Origin of the sequence: Pseudalkalibacillus salsuginis, assembly GCF_021646685.1 — a bacterium.
GTDB classification, from domain to species: domain Bacteria; phylum Bacillota; class Bacilli; order Bacillales; family Fictibacillaceae; genus Pseudalkalibacillus; species Pseudalkalibacillus salsuginis.
This window is the reverse complement of record NZ_JAKJHW010000003.1, coordinates 369,909-385,420: the sequence shown is the minus strand read 5'-3', so window position 1 is coordinate 385,420 and position 15,512 is coordinate 369,909. Positions and strand designations below refer to the sequence as shown.

At 43.3% G+C, this 15,512-nt stretch carries 14 protein-coding genes and 1 other RNA gene; 2 read left to right on the top strand and 13 right to left on the bottom strand.

The window, feature by feature from the left end:
- Positions 1–106: 106 nt before the first annotated feature.
- Positions 107–439 (bottom strand): winged helix-turn-helix transcriptional regulator, encoded by a 333-nt coding sequence (locus L1611_RS11135; RefSeq protein WP_236313154.1) that lies wholly within the window; start codon positions 437–439, stop codon positions 107–109.
- Between the two features lie 377 nt (positions 440–816).
- Between L1611_RS11135 and L1611_RS11130 the strand changes: the two genes are divergently transcribed.
- On the top strand, positions 817–990 hold the full coding sequence (locus tag L1611_RS11130; RefSeq protein WP_236313153.1) for a hypothetical protein: 174 nt from the start codon (positions 817–819) through the stop codon (positions 988–990).
- 204 nt (positions 991–1,194) lie between these two features.
- On the opposite strand, the gene ssrA is transcribed toward L1611_RS11130, so the two are convergent.
- The 7 genes from ssrA to uvsE form a co-directional block, all read right to left on the bottom strand.
- Positions 1,195–1,554, bottom strand: a transfer-messenger RNA (tmRNA) gene (ssrA, locus tag L1611_RS11125).
- Positions 1,555–1,695: 141 nt separating this feature from the next.
- Positions 1,696–2,163 (bottom strand): SsrA-binding protein SmpB, encoded by a 468-nt coding sequence (gene smpB, locus L1611_RS11120; protein WP_236313152.1) that lies wholly within the window; start codon positions 2,161–2,163, stop codon positions 1,696–1,698.
- Positions 2,164–2,284: 121 nt separating this feature from the next.
- Positions 2,285–4,594 carry a ribonuclease R gene (rnr, locus tag L1611_RS11115; RefSeq protein ID WP_236313151.1) on the bottom strand — a complete coding sequence of 770 codons (2,310 nt, stop codon included), beginning with the start codon at positions 4,592–4,594 and terminating at the stop codon, positions 2,285–2,287.
- A gap of 104 nt (positions 4,595–4,698) precedes the next feature.
- The gene (locus L1611_RS11110) at positions 4,699–5,442 is read right to left on the bottom strand and encodes an alpha/beta hydrolase (protein WP_236313150.1); all 744 of its coding nucleotides are present in this window, start codon (positions 5,440–5,442) and stop codon (positions 4,699–4,701) included.
- Positions 5,439–6,164 (bottom strand): alpha/beta hydrolase, encoded by a 726-nt coding sequence (locus tag L1611_RS11105; RefSeq protein WP_236313149.1) that lies wholly within the window; start codon positions 6,162–6,164, stop codon positions 5,439–5,441. Before L1611_RS11105 ends, L1611_RS11110 begins: the two co-directional genes overlap by 4 nt.
- Before the next feature lie 347 nt (positions 6,165–6,511).
- Positions 6,512–6,742: a preprotein translocase subunit SecG gene (gene secG, locus L1611_RS11100; protein ID WP_225067752.1), complete on the bottom strand. Its 231-nt coding sequence runs from the start codon at positions 6,740–6,742 to the stop codon at positions 6,512–6,514.
- Positions 6,743–6,953: 211 nt separating this feature from the next.
- Complete coding sequence (gene uvsE, locus L1611_RS11095; protein WP_236313148.1) at positions 6,954–7,919, bottom strand: UV DNA damage repair endonuclease UvsE; 966 nt, start codon at positions 7,917–7,919, stop codon at positions 6,954–6,956.
- A 115-nt stretch (positions 7,920–8,034) separates the two neighbouring features.
- Here uvsE and L1611_RS11090 point away from each other — a divergent pair, with 115 nt between their 5' ends.
- Positions 8,035–8,208, top strand: a complete 174-nt coding sequence (locus L1611_RS11090) for a hypothetical protein (protein WP_236313147.1) — start codon at positions 8,035–8,037, stop codon at positions 8,206–8,208.
- A gap of 423 nt (positions 8,209–8,631) precedes the next feature.
- Here the strand turns inward: L1611_RS11090 and eno are convergent, their stop codons facing one another.
- The 5 genes from eno to gap form a co-directional block, all read right to left on the bottom strand.
- Positions 8,632–9,921 (bottom strand): phosphopyruvate hydratase, encoded by a 1,290-nt coding sequence (gene eno / locus L1611_RS11085; RefSeq protein ID WP_236313146.1) that lies wholly within the window; start codon positions 9,919–9,921, stop codon positions 8,632–8,634.
- A 157-nt stretch (positions 9,922–10,078) separates the two neighbouring features.
- Positions 10,079–11,617 carry a 2,3-bisphosphoglycerate-independent phosphoglycerate mutase gene (gpmI, locus tag L1611_RS11080; RefSeq protein WP_236313145.1) on the bottom strand — a complete coding sequence of 513 codons (1,539 nt, stop codon included), beginning with the start codon at positions 11,615–11,617 and terminating at the stop codon, positions 10,079–10,081.
- On the bottom strand, positions 11,610–12,371 hold the full coding sequence (gene tpiA / locus L1611_RS11075) for a triose-phosphate isomerase (protein WP_236313144.1): 762 nt from the start codon (positions 12,369–12,371) through the stop codon (positions 11,610–11,612). Before tpiA ends, gpmI begins: the two co-directional genes overlap by 8 nt.
- A 322-nt stretch (positions 12,372–12,693) precedes the next feature.
- Positions 12,694–13,878, bottom strand: a complete 1,185-nt coding sequence (locus tag L1611_RS11070; protein ID WP_236313143.1) for a phosphoglycerate kinase — start codon at positions 13,876–13,878, stop codon at positions 12,694–12,696.
- A 573-nt stretch (positions 13,879–14,451) separates the two neighbouring features.
- Complete coding sequence (gap, locus tag L1611_RS11065; protein ID WP_236313142.1) at positions 14,452–15,459, bottom strand: type I glyceraldehyde-3-phosphate dehydrogenase; 1,008 nt, start codon at positions 15,457–15,459, stop codon at positions 14,452–14,454.
- Positions 15,460–15,512 lie beyond the last annotated feature (53 nt).

Here is a 15,512-nt window from a genome sequence, read left to right as displayed (position 1 = left end):
ATCTTAAAGGAAGATTGACTGTAAATAGCAAAAGCTGCCAGGGAAAATCCCGTGGCAGCTTTTGTTATGAGTCCTTGAATTAGTGTGCAAATGAATTGAACCGGCTTTAAGAAGCAGATTCTTCATATTTCCGCTTATTATGGTTTTCTCCCCAAGCACACATGACTTCTGCTACAGGAATCATTGTTTTACCATATTCACTAAGGGAATATTCTACTTTTGGAGGGACGGTGGGGTAGACCGTTCTATCGATTATGCCCTCTCGTTCCAAGTCCCGTAGATGTTGTGAAAGCATTTTTTGAGAAACATCAGGTATAAGCTTTTCCAGATCGTTGAATCGCTTATTGGATTGTATCAAATGCCATAAAATCATTGGTTTCCATTTGCCGCCTAGAACATGAATGATTGTCTCCACTGGACATTCAAGCTGATGAATCATTGATAAATCATCCCCTTACCTTTAAGTAAGCTCATTACCCTAAAGTATACACTTAACAAAATTTTACAGGATGTTTGCAATCCGGTCAACCAAATAAAATTAATTCGTTTTCGGATCCAAAATCGGTTGCGAAGATTAAACGAGGCTAATGAAATGGGGTTATTCTCCTCTATAACTGCCCTTTTCTGGAATAATTTATAAATTCAATCAAAATAATTGAAATCCTTTTTTAAATCTGATTCTATTTTATATACAAAGATTACGCAAAATTACTAACGATCTAATTTTAGACATTATACTTATGTATAGGATGAATTAGATAAGAATAAAAATTAGTGGTTAAAGTGTGATGTAAATATAAATTAGAGGTGGATAAAGTGGCAAAACAAAAACGTTTTGAAAATGGTAAAGTGATTCACGTACAATCTGGCACATTAGAACAAAGTAAAAATTACATAGATAAACTCGATAAAAAATTTAAAAGGAATACAAAAATAATAAACGATACGATGAAAAAAATAGATAAATTTAGAAATAATCAAATACAGTAGCTTTCTATAAGATTTTTTAAAAAACGAAATACTGTTTTAAACTCTAATTAAAAGACTACTGTGAACGCCTTTTTTATAAGTTGCTGAAGCTCCAAATTTTTATATTGAAGTATAAAATTGCCGAAAGTTATTGAAGCATAAGCTTACCAATTCGGCAAACTTATGCTTCAAGACACAACATAAAAAAACCACCATGTTTATGTATGGTGGAGACGGTGGGAGTCGAACCCACGTCCAGAAATATCGGCACTTAAGCTTCTACGAGCGTAGTCGATATATTGGCATTTCGCCATCACTTCAGCCTATCGACAGGCATCCGTGTGACTAGCCTGGTTGTTCTCTTCCTTCATCCTCAGGCGGTGGAATCCGGCGTAGCCCACTTAAGTTGAGTCCCTTACCCTAGCACATGGGCGATGCAGGGAGGAACCGCAAAGCTACTGTTACGCAGCTACTGCGAAGTTGTTGTTTTCTTTGCCAGTTATAGGCGTTGGCGTTTTTACGAGGCCGACCCCCTCGGCTCGCAACTTAAGCTCGACCTATCCCTGTCGAATCCGTAACGTCCCCATTTGAAATGAGCGTTACTGAAAGTTGCTTAATTACTATGTTCGGAAATTTTCATTCGTCATTTTGATGATTTTTCGAACATCCTTACTGGCGACAACTTCTATTATAACACATCGAACGTATGTTGTTAATAGCATTATCTTACATCTTCTGGCGTTCTCGGAAAGCCTTTTCGATTTCACGTTTTGCCGTCTTACGTTTCAAGTCCTCACGCTTATCATATTTCTTCTTCCCTTTTCCAACTCCGAGTAGGACCTTCGCAAACCCGTTCTTAATATAAAGCTTCAATGGAACGAGCGCGTATCCGGATTCTTTAGAAACGCCAATCAATTTACTGATTTCTTTTTTGTGCAACAGCAGTTTACGTGTGCGTAAAGGGTCGTGGTTATAGCGGTTTCCTTGTTCGTAATGGCTGATATGCATATTATGAAGGAAAACTTCACCGTTTTGGACACGTGCGAAAGAATCCTTTAAATTGACTCTTCTTGCACGGATCGCTTTGATTTCAGTCCCTTGCAGGACGACTCCGGCTTCGAACGTATCTTCGATGGTGTAATCATGTCCAGCCTTTTTATTTTGTGCAATCAATAATCCTTCATGACGTGCCATAACTTCGTTCCCCTTTCAAACTGCATGTTACATTTTAACAACATAGGTCAAGGAAAGTCAAGAATATCTACCCGTTATATAAGCAGAACCTCATCCAGCTTTTGAATGAGGTTCAACCTGATTATCGACGCTTTTTCTTTTTCCCTTTATTCTTTTTCTGAGCATCTTTATAAAATGGTTTGTTCCCTTTCTTTTTACGGGAGGAGGATCCTTCTTTCCCTTTTTCTTTTTGTCTCTTTTCTTTCGTAGGGCTCTTGCCTCCACTCGAGATTACACGAGCACGGTCTCGGCTCCTGCGTTGAGCAGGTGCTTTCATACCTACGATTTCAAAGTCGATTGCACGTTCATCGACGTTGACAGCCAATACCCGAATCTGGAGCTCGTCACCGATCCGGAATACCTTACCAGTACGTTCACCGATCATTGCGTATTGCTGCTCATTGAAATGATAGTAATCATCGGTCAAGTAGCTGACATGGACAAGGCCTTCAATCGTATTCGGAAGCTCGATGAACAATCCGAAGTTCGTAACACCGCTGATGACTCCCTCAAATTCTTCCCCAATTTTATCTTGCATGAATTCGGCTTTTTTCAGATCATCTGTTTCACGTTCCGCATCGACCGCACGACGTTCCCGTTCAGACGCATGCTGGGCGATTTCCGGCAATTCCTCCTTCCAGTGGCTGACTGTTTTTTCATCTGTTTTCCCTTCAATCAAATATTTCCGGATCAGACGGTGGACAATCAAGTCAGGATAACGGCGGATCGGTGACGTGAAGTGTGTATAAAATTCAGTGGATAATCCATAATGCCCGTGATTTTCCGGCTCATAGCGCGCTTGTTTCATCGAACGCAGCATGACCTTGCTGATGACCGCTTCCTCAGGTTCACCTTGTACTTCTTCTAAGATCTGTTGAAGGGCTCGCGGATGGATTGAATTTGCTGAACCGCGGACCACGTATCCGAAATTCGTGATGAACTCCAGGAAGTTCGTCAGTTTTTCCTCATCTGGGTCTTCGTGGATCCGGTACATGAAAGGTACCTTCATCCAGTGGAAATGTTCTGCTACCGTTTCGTTTGCCGCCAACATGAATTCCTCGATCAATTTTTCTGCAACCGTTCTATCACGTAATACGACATCGACAGGCTTTGATTCTTCATCGACAAGAACTCTTGCTTCACTGAAGTCAAAGTCGATCGCTCCACGTTCGAAACGTCTTCTACGTAAAATGTCGGCTAGCTCACCCATCAAGTCAAAAAATGGGACAAGCTCCTTATACCGCTCAAGCACCTCTTCGTCTTCACGCAATAAGATTTTTCGGACATCTGTATAGGTCATCCGTTCATTCGTACGTATCACACTTTGGAAAATATCGTGGTTGACCACTTCTCCATCGGGTGTAATTTCCATTTCACAAGATAGCGTCAAACGGTCGACTCTCGGATTCAAACTGCAGATCCCGTTCGATAGACGATGCGGGATCATTGGTATGACACGGTCGACAAGATATACAGAGGTACCACGCTCAACGGCTTCCTTATCAATTGGAGAGCCTTCCGTGACATAATGGCTGACATCAGCGATATGGACACCGAGCTTGTAGTTCCCGTTGTCTAGCTTTACCACATTGACTGCATCATCCAAGTCCTTCGCGTCAGCCCCATCAATCGTCACGATCGTTTCATCCCGTAAGTCGCGACGGTCAGTAAGATCAGCAACATCGATTTCATCTGGAACAGAGTTTGCGTGATCCAGTGCCTCTTTAGGGAATTCCCTCGGGAGTCCGTGTTTATAGATGATCGACAGGATATCGACTCCAGGATCATTCTTGTGTCCTAAAATCTCGATGACTTCTCCTGTTGCGCTTGATCTTCCCTCGGGGTAGTTCGTTATTTTTACAAGTACCTTATGTCCATCGACTGCATTGTTGATCGCTTCCTTCGGGATGAAGATGTCATTCGGGATCCGTTTGTCATCTGCTTCGACAAACCCGAAACTTTTACTATCGATGAATGTACCGACTACCTGTGTCACACCCCGTTCAAGAATCCGGATAACCGTTCCTTCTGGCTTTCCATCACCAGGTCGAGAAGAGATCCTCACGAGGACTGTATCCCCGCTCATCGCTCCATTCAAGTCTGATGGTGAGATGAATACATCCTTTTCATCTTTTTTTTCTGGCAACAGGAATGCGAATCCTTTCGCATGTCCTTGAAGTTTCCCTTTAATCAGGTTCATGCGCTCCGGTACACCATATCGGTTGCTTCGGGTCCGGACGATGTCCCCTTTTTCCTCCATGTCGTTCAAGGTAATCACGAGTTCTTTGAATTCCTCCGCGTGATCCAGGTTGAGCTCCTGCTCGAGTTCCTGGACAGTCAGCGGTTTATAGGCTTCTTCTTTCATAAATGATAATATTCTTTCTTGATCCATTCTGCTTGTTTCCCTCCTCCGTAGTTAACTGGAATTTTGTATAGGTTTTAATTAGAAAGTTATGTGTCGGAAGATCGTTCATTTTATTGATTTTTGAACTTCCGTTACGACCAATCAAGACTGTTGAGAAATGCAAGAACATCCTCGTGAAGCTGTTCTTTTTCCTTATCCAATGTAATGACATGACCAGATTCCTCATACCATTTCAAATCTTTCTGATCGGATTCAATGGAATCGTAAATGATATGCGCACTGTCCGTATTGATCATTTCATCATGCCTAGCTTGTACGACAAAAGTCGGCGTATAGATCATATCGATGTTATCGCGGACATCTGCGATCAAGTTTTGCAGAGCCTTCAATGTTTCCATTGGTGTTTTCTTGAATTCTTCCATCTCTTTTTCAATTTGTGCTTCTGATTTGCCCTCATATTTCTTATATTCTCTTGCGTATTCCAGTACACCTTCATACATGGTTTCTTCACTTTTGATATACATAGGCGCACACATCGGTACGATCCCTTTGACAGTTGATGTATACCCTAGTTTCAAGGAAAAAACGCCACCGAGGGAAAGACCGGCTACGGCAATTTCCTCATAGCCTTTTTCTTTCAGCTCGTTATAACCTTTCGTGACATCCTGCCACCAATCAACAGGACCAGTATGTACTAGTTCCTCTGGTGGTACGCCATGTCCTTTATACTGTGGTGCTAAACAGGAATAGCCCTCTTTTTGCAGGAATCGTCCTAGCATACGAACATCTGCTGAATTCCCCGTAAAACCGTGCAGTAATAAGACTCCCCGGTCTCCGCCTTCAAAGAAAAATGGTTTTGGTGAAACGATTTTCATGATGTTACCTCTCCTTTAACTTCATCTGTTTCTGTGTCTGTCAAAAATCTGTACACATGCCGGATAACGTCTTCCTGTTCGACATCGTGGCATACAATATGTTTTGACTTAGGTAGTAGGATGATTTCTTTGTTCTTAGAGCGAATAGTGTTGTAAATATATTGCGCACTTTTTTTCGGTACCACACCATCACATTCCCCCTGAATGATGAGTGTCGGGGTAGTGATTTTCTTCAAATATGGACGCAAAGATCGGATGAGGCTTCGAAACTGAAAAGTCATCGACAATGGGGTATCTTTGAATTTTTGTAAGTACCGCTGAAACATTCCGTTTTCCTTTAAGTTACCTTTGAAAAGATCTTGTACCATGGATTTGATATCCTGTACTAATCGGGATACGCTTACATAATGAGCTGCTGCACTCAAGAGCACCAGTCGATCGATTTTATTGGAAGCCGCAAGATAACCTGCAATGATGCCGCCCATAGAAAAACCGACTACATAGATTTTGTCACATTTGCGTTGTAAAGCCCTGAGCTCCATTTCAGCCGTCTGGATCCACTCTTGATACGTGACACGCTCCATTCTGCCATTGCCTATATCATGACCCGGAAAAGTCGGTGAAACAACAAGCCAATCTGTATTTGCTTTTAAAAAAGTGACCAGCGGTTCGACCTCATAAGGGCTTCCGGTAAAACCGTGCAGACATAGACAACCAATCATGCTAGTGCTCCTTCATTTCTTTCTAATAGTTTGCCCCTTGTAAGAATCATTAAAACGTATGTACCTGAATCCGTTAAGGAAAATAGAAAAAGATTTTAGTGCTTCATTTTTTGTTTTAGGGTTTTCATGGTCTGAAGCGTTTATGAGTACCTCAAATTCATGTTTTCGCGATTTCATGGTCTCATGAAGCGTTTATGATTACCTCAAATTCGGGTTCTCGCGATTTCATGGTCTCATGAAGCCCTTTTGAGCTAGGCTCACCATCCAAGACCTTGGTCATTTCGGTACCCTTTGAAATAAAATAAATAAAACAGCAAGCTTTTACACTTGCTGTTTGCGAATACAAATTAATATACGTATGCTAACAAAATGGTAAGGATAAAGAATAATACCGCTAATACGATCGTCAACTTTTGGAACACAGCATCGATACCACGAGCTTTTTGCTTACCGAAAAGCTGCTCTGCTCCACCTGTAATCGCACCGGATAATCCAGCACTCTTACCAGATTGAAGTAATACGACTGTTATGATTGCAAGCGCATCAATAATCAATAACACCATCAAGAATGTTTCCAACTCATCCACCTCCAACAAAACACAATCCAGTACTTTAAATGTATCACAATGAAGATAGCAAATTCAACAAAAATCGTAAATGATGGGTACCTGGCACCATTTCAGATCCCATGGGACACAAAGCTTTTGTTTTGGTGCCTGGTACCGTTTGAAACCTCTTGCAGCGCAAGGACTTTGTTTCGGTGCCTGGTACATCCCGCTGGTTTTACAGCTATTTGATGTAAAAGCTGGCCCCGTCGTTTATTTCGATATGATCGTATTGTTTAAGATCTTTCATGAGTTTGAATAACGCTTCGTCTTTTCGTTTCGCTTCGATCATACAGTCGATTTGATCCACACTTCCTTTTATTTCATTCAAGAAATCCATGAACATTTCAACATCCACAAAATCACTATGCGCTCTGAATTGTTTTTCGTTTTTCGGGCTGGAAATATGCATTTTGACAGGAAGAGGTGAAGGCGACCATGTGTTTACAATCCGATCCCATTGAGCTTCCCAATGCTTATTTTCATGATGTGCAAGATGGTGGTGATAATCGAAAACGAGTGGTATCCCCAACTTTTCGCACAAATAGAGCGTATCCTCGAAATGGAACGACTTATCGTCATTCTCCAAGATGATCATATTTTGAATGCTTGTTGGAATGAGCATCCAGTTTTGAATGAACCGTTCTAATGCAAGTACTCGATCTCCATAAACACCTCCGATATGGAGGACACATCGATGTTTCGGGTCGATATTCATTCCCTCCAGAAGCCGTTTATGCAAAATCAACGTTTTCACCGTCATTTTTAGTACTTCATTTTTCGGTGAATTGATTAATACAAAATGGTCAGGGTGAAAGTCGACTCTCATTTCTTTTTCCGCCACAAACTTTCCAATTTCCTCTAAACTGTCCACGATTGCCGCCATGTAGTCCCAATCTGGCAGCCCTTCAAATGTAGCTAAAGGAACCAACCTGGATGTCATTCGATAGAATTGGATATCATGTGCTGCATTATGACGTAAAATCCTTAAAGTGTTATGGAGATTTGATCGTGTAATCCTTTCGAGTTTCAATATCGCCGCATTTTCGTTTTCGATTTTTGAAAAATTTTTGATCGTCATTGTTTGAGAAGGTGATGAGTTCGGAACCTTTAGGCTCATTGCTACATAACCAAGGCGTACAAATGTCATTAGATGCACCTCCGTTCAACCTGTTACGAGTAGTATGTCAAAAGGCATGGAAAATGATGATCAACATATTTTCACTTGACGTCACCCATATTAAAATCATGGAGGTGTTTACGCGATGAGAAGAAAAGAACGAGAACGCGAAAAAGAACTTCCAACCGCAACCAACATGAATCCAGCATTTACGGTTCAAAGCGATGCCTTCCAACCACTCGATCAACTCATTACCCAAGCTGATAATGGGCTTGAGCAAGAACGAAGCGACATTCACACCGATAACGAAGACATGTAGCTTGGCGTGTGCCAGGCACCAGATCCAATCCCTAGTAACCCACGGATTTTAAAATGGTGCCTGGTACCTTTCAGCAATGCTTGGGGGAGTAAGGCTGAGATATCGTGCCTGGCACATTCCAGCAATCCTTGGGAGAGTAGGGCTGAGATATCGTGGTACCTTTCAGCAACGCTTGGGGGAGTAAGGCTGAGATATCGTGCCTGGCACTTCCCAGCAACGCTTGGGAGAGTAAGGCGGAATTATCGTGCCTGGTACAAAAAAGCAATGCACAGCCATGCCTTGGCTGCACTTATACTTGGTCCGTAAACTTTTCTGCTACTTCGGTTAGCTGCATCGCTGAAAAGTTATACTTTCTTAACGTATAAAAAAAAGAACCCTGAAGGCCGTAGTTAACGGCTTTCGGGGTTCTTCCCTCATTCTAGCTTATTTCTTTACGTTATAGAATGCGTCTTTGCCTGCATAGATCGAGGTGTAATCGAGTTCATCTTCGATGCGGAGCAGCTGGTTGTACTTCGCTACTCGGTCTGTACGGGATGGCGCACCTGTCTTGATTTGTCCAGCATTTGTAGCAACAGCGATGTCTGCAATCGTGCTATCTTCCGTTTCACCAGAACGGTGGGAGATGACTGCAGTGTAGCCTGCACGCTTCGCCATTTCAATCGCATCAAACGTTTCAGTCAATGTACCGATCTGGTTGACTTTGATCAAGATGGAGTTACCGACTTTGCGCTGGATCCCCTCAGAAAGCTTCGATGTATTCGTTACGAACAAGTCATCACCTACCAGCTGTACGCGGTCTCCGATAGCAGCCGTAAGCTTCTCCCATCCTTCCCAGTCGTTTTCGTCTAGTCCGTCTTCGATTGAGATGATCGGATATTTGGAAGTCAACTCTTCATACCAGGCAACCATTTCTTCTGAAGTCTTCGTCACACCTTCGCCAGAGAGGTGATACTTGCCATCTTTATAAAGCTCAGAAGAAGCCACATCCAATGCAAGCTTCACTTCTGCGTCAGGCTTATATCCTGCTTTTTCGATCGCTTCGATGATCGTCGAGATCGCTTCTTCGTTCGAAGATAGATTAGGTGCGAATCCACCCTCATCTCCAACCGCCGTATTCAAGCCCTTGTCTTGTAATACTTTTCTCAACGTATGGAAAATTTCTGCTCCTACACGGAGTGCTTCACGGAATGATTCAACCCCGACTGGCATGATCATGAACTCCTGGATGTCCACGTTGTTGTCAGCGTGCTCCCCACCGTTCAGGATGTTCATCATCGGTGTTGGAAGAGTTTTTGCGTTGAATCCACCAAGGTAGTTGTAAAGAGAAACATCAAGGTGATCTGCAGCAGCATGAGCAACAGCCATGGAGATACCTAGAATCGCGTTAGCGCCAAGCTTTCCTTTGTTTTCTGTTCCATCTAACTCCAACAATTGCTTATCGATGGCAACCTGGTCAAGCGCATCAAAAAATACGAGTTCAGGTGCGATCACTTCGTTGACATTGTTGACTGCATTCAAAACACCTTTTCCTAAGTAACGGTCTTTGTCGCCATCACGAAGTTCAACAGCTTCGTATTCACCTGTCGAAGCTCCACTCGGTACAAGAGCACGTCCACGAGCACCTGACTCTAACCAGACTTCAACCTCTACAGTCGGGTTACCACGAGAGTCTAAAACTTCACGCGCAAAAATATTAACGATATTCGATGTCATAACTTTTCATCTCCTTGGTTTTAGTAAAATATTTGTTTAAATATTGTTTAAAGGACCTGTATGGTTACCAGCTAAAAACGTTAAGCCCCAAGACAACACAGACTATTCATCGTGTACGTCAACGGACCTGAAATTCGCCGTTAATAATTGGGTAATCTTAAACTTCCTTAATCAGGGTTTTCCCTGTCATTTCTTTCGGCTGCTTCCCGCCAAGCAAGTCCAGCACTGTCGGCGATAAGTCTGCTAAAATTCCGTCATCTCGGAGGTTCACACCTTTTTCCGTCACGATCACTGGTACAGGGTTCGTGGTATGGGCCGTCATCGGCTTATCATCCATCGTGATAACCTCATCTGAATTTCCGTGGTCAGCTGTGATGATCGCGGCCCCACCTTTTTCTACTATCAAGTCGACGATTTTTCCGAGACATTCATCTACTGCCTCAATCGCTTTGATTGTAGGCTCGAGCATTCCAGAGTGTCCGACCATATCCGGATTCGCGAAATTCAAGATGATCACATCATGCTTGTCCGCATGAAGTTCATCAATCAACGCATCAGTCACTTCATAAGCACTCATTTCCGGCTTCAGATCATATGTTGCCACTTTCGGTGAATCGATGAGTATCCGTTCCTCACCGGGGAATTCGTTTTCCCTGCCACCACTGAAAAAGAAGGTGACATGAGGATATTTCTCTGTTTCAGCAATCCGCAGCTGCTTATAATTCTGCTGGGATAAAACTTCACCAAGAGTGTTATCCAGGTTCGTCGGTTTGAATGCTACCTCCCCATCCACAGATTCACTGAAATGGGTCAGACAGACGAAGTGTAGATCCTTCGGCAGTTTATCACCTCGATCGAACCCACGGAAATCTTCATTCGTAAAGACTTGTGAAATCTGAATAGCGCGGTCTGGACGGAAATTGAAGAAAATGATCGCATCATCGTCCTCAATCGTCGCAACCGGAGAACCGTCTTCTTTCGTAAGGATGGACGGCAGGACGAACTCATCATGAATTCCATTTTCATACGAATCATCGACAAGTTCAATTGGATCTTTATATGAAGGACCTTCACCATAAGTCATCGCACGGTAAGAGCGTTCTACACGATCCCAGCGTTTATCCCGGTCCATTGAATAATAACGCCCTGATAGTGTTGCGATTTCTCCAACCCCATATTCATCCATTTTTTCCTGGAGTGCTTTGATATAGGTCTTTGCTGTTGTCGGCCCGACATCACGCCCATCAAGAAACCCATGGATATACACCTTTTCAACATTCTCTTTCGCTGCCAGTTTCAATAGCGCGTACAGGTGGTCGATATGACTGTGGATCCCTCCATCTGAAAGCAGTCCAAAAATATGGAGCGCAGAGCCTTTCTTTTTTACATGATCCATGGCATCCAAGAAGGTTTGCTTTTCATAAAACTCGCCTTCTTTTATCGATAGATTGACACGCGTCAAACTTTGATACACGATTCGGCCAGCTCCGATATTTAAATGACCAACCTCAGAGTTTCCCATCTGACCTTCAGGAAGACCGACCGCTTCCCCGGAAGCCTTTAGCTGGGAATGGGGGAACTCGTTCCAATAACGGTCGAAGTTCGGTTTTTTCGCCTGAGCGACAGCATTTCCTTTCTTCTCATCCCGTAACGCGAACCCATCAAGAATGATGAGTGCGACTGGTTTTTTAGCCATTATTTACAACCTCCAACAACTGTAGGAAGGACTGAGGCTCCAAACTTGCCCCGCCGACAAGTGCACCGTCGATATCCGATTGGCTCATCAATTCATCGATTGTTTCCGGTTTCACACTGCCGCCGTATTGGATTCGCACTTGTTCAGCGATATCTTTCGAAAACTTCTCGACGATCACACTCCGGATGTATGCACAAACTTCATTCGCATCTTCAGCAGTCGCTGATTTACCTGTCCCAATCGCCCAAATCGGCTCGTAAGCAATGACAGTCTTTGCAACTTGTTCTTCAGAAAGTCCGCTTAGCGCTTGCTCGACTTGCGTTTTGACATGGGACTTCGTTTCATTGTTTTCACGTTGTTCGAGGGATTCACCGACACAAACGATCGGCACAATGTCATGCATAAAGGCAGCGTGCACTTTCTTGTTGACAGAGCTGTTCGTTTCATTAAACATTTCGCGCCGCTCCGAATGGCCGATAATGACATAATCAACCTTCAGATCTTTCAATGCTGCCGGGCTGATTTCGCCTGTAAATGCTCCGCTTTCTTCGAAATGCATGTTCTGTGCACCTATATGGAGCTTCGTATCAGCTGTTTCGTTCACCAAAGCGTTCAAAAAGAGGGCGGGGGCACAAATGACCGAATCGATTTTATTTTCATCCGGTACCAGACCTGATATCTCTTTTACAAAGCTCTTGGCTTCCTCCAATTTTTTATGCATTTTCCAATTTCCTGCGATGATCGGTTTACGCATCCTTTAAGGTCCACCTTTCATTTAGTTTGGCTCAGTTATTCTTTATTGTTGATTTTTGCGGTAGATCTACAAACCTTCCTCATGCGCACAGGATGTGCTGGCTTCGACGTTCCCACAGGAAGTGGTGGTTTTTGGTCGAAGATCCTTTCGCTGGAAGACTCGCCGATTCACTTTCCCCACAGAGTGTCGAGGATTTCTTTGATTTAACAAAGCCTTTCGTATTCATTGTCTAAAAGCTTCAAAGGTAAATTAGCATCAATACAGGTTAAAAAGCGACACGTCCTATGAAGTACTAGCACGTCCTGTGCGATTGAACATCCTTTTATTTGTCTTTTAACGCTGCGACACCTGGCAAAACCTTACCCTCCATAAATTCAAGAGAAGCACCTCCGCCAGTAGAGATGTGATCCATCGATTCCGCTAGTCCGAAATTTTCGACTGCAGCCGCTGAATCTCCACCCCCGATGACACTATACGTATCTTTCGCGTCTGCCAAAGCTTTAGCGATTGTCATCGTACCGTTTGAAAAAGCATCAAATTCAAAGACACCCATCGGTCCATTCCATATTACAAGCTTCGATCCTTCAATGACAGTTCTGTACTCATCACGAGTACCTGGCCCAATATCTAGTGCTTCCCAATCGGACGGGATTTCATCAATCGTAACTACTTTAATATTCGCATCTTGTGAAAAATCATCTGCAACGACGACATCTTTAGGCAGATACATTTTAACGCCTTTTAGCTCTGCTTTTTCCATAAAGGACTTCGCCAGGTCGATTTTATCCTCTTCCAAAAGCGATTTCCCGACATCATAGCCGAGAGCTTTTATAAAGGTATAGGCAAGACCTCCACCGATGATCAGATTGTCCACTTTATCTAAAAGATTATCAATGACACCGATCTTATCTTTTACTTTCGCACCGCCGATGACAGCCGTAAAAGGACGCTCAGGGGTTGAAAGTGCTTTACCAAGCACCTCAAGCTCTTTTTCCATTAAAAGGCCTGCAACACCAGGGAGATGGTGTGCGATTCCTTCTGTTGAAGCGTGGGCACGGTGGGCCGCTCCGAATGCATCGTTCACATACAAGTCAGCAAGACCAGCAAACGCTTTTGCCAGGTCAGGATCGTTCTTTTCCTCACCAGGTTCAAAGCGAACGTTTTCAATCAGTAGGACTTCTCCATTGTTCAAGTGTGAGATCGCTTTATCGACTTCTTCACCGTAAACTTGATCGGTTTTTGTGACAGTCTGGTTCAAGAGTTCACTTAGACGCTTTGCGACTGGATCAAGGCGTAAATCCTCAACGACTTGTCCCTTCGGACGTCCCAAGTGGCTTGCCAGGATAACTTTCGCACCATTCTCTACTAAATACTGGATGGTCGGTAACGCCGCACGGATTCGAGTTTCATCATTCACTTCGCCATCCTTCATCGGCACATTGAAGTCCACGCGACAGAAAACTCTCTTCCCTTCAACATTCACATCACGCAAAGACTGTTTTTGCATATGCGGAAAAGCCTCCTTCGTTTTAATAAACATTAATTTAATTGTTGAACTTCTGCTTAATTGTTAAAAAAGGAGACGAATAAGAAACAAGAAGTTCAAGGCACGACGGTTTTGAGGACCGGAATGTATCATGATAATACCTGAGGACCGGAAAAACCGAGTAACGATGAAATTCGACGTTTATCATTCGGATACTTTTTTAACTTCCCCTAAGTACATGTGAAAAGAGGAGTAAAATTACCCCTCCCCCACATTCTATATAAACTTATGAAAATGGTACAGTTTTTTCATACTGAGAAACTGTTAGATATAGGATGATTGTTCAAAATCTTGACGGATTAGAAACGAAAAGTTCAAGGCCCGTAGGTTTTGAGAACCAGATAATGAAATCGGATAAACACCGTCACGTCCTGTGACGCGCCGGACCTAGTACATCCTGTGCGCCGGAGGATCGGTAAAACCGAGTAACCATCACTGCCTAAAATCGTCACGTCTTGTGACAACGGCAGCACTAGCACGTCCTGTGCGCCAAAATTTCGACGTTTATCATCCCGTCATATTTTGAACTAACCTTTAAAGCCCTTTAGAAGCGATGAACGCCGCAAGGTCCACGACACGGTGAGAATATCCGCTCTCATTGTCATACCAGGAAATTGCTTTTACCATGTTGCCTTCCATGACCATCGTGGAAAGCGCATCAATTGTAGAAGAGTCTGGGTTTCCATTATAGTCTCGGGATACTAGTGGTTCTTCACTGTAACCAAGTATTCCTTTCAAGTTTGTTTCAGAAGCTTCTTTCAATGCAGCATTCACTTCCTCAACCGTTACATCTTTATCAAGCTCAGCGACAAGGTCGACCAGTGACACGTTTGGTGTAGGTACACGCATTGCCATACCGTTCAGCTTGCCTTCAAGCTCTGGAAGGACAAGTGATACAGCTTTTGCCGCCCCTGTTGTTGTCGGAATGATGTTTTCACTTGCTGCACGCGCACGACGGTAGTCTTTGTGTGGCAGATCGAGGATTTGCTGATCATTTGTATAAGAGTGGACAGTTGTCATCATTCCACGCTTGATGCCGAACTTATCGTTCAATACTTTTGCAAGCGGCGCAAGGCAGTTTGTCGTACAAGATGCGTTTGAGATGACATTGTGGCTTGCCGCATCATACTTGTCTTCGTTAACACCTAGGACAACAGTGATATCTTCATTTTTCGCTGGAGCAGAAATGATGACTTTCTTCGCTCCTGCTTCAAGGTGTTTTGCTGCATCTTCACGTTGAGTGAAACGGCCAGTCGATTCAACAACGATTTCAACTCCAAGGTCACCCCAGCCTAGTTGAGCCGGGTCACGCTCAGAAAGAACTTTTATTTCTCTTCCATCTACCACAAGGTTTTCACCGTTCACTTCAACTTTCGCACCCAGTGTTCCATGAACAGTGTCATATTGTAATAGATGAGCAAGCATCTTAGCGTCTGTAAGGTCATTCACTGCGACGACCTCAACATCGCTGTTCTTCAATGCTGCACGGAAAACATTACGTCCAATACGTCCAAAACCATTGATCCCAATCTTTGTAGCCATTATAAAACTCCTCCTTGGATTTGATAAACACTTTTAATTTATTTTTTAATAAG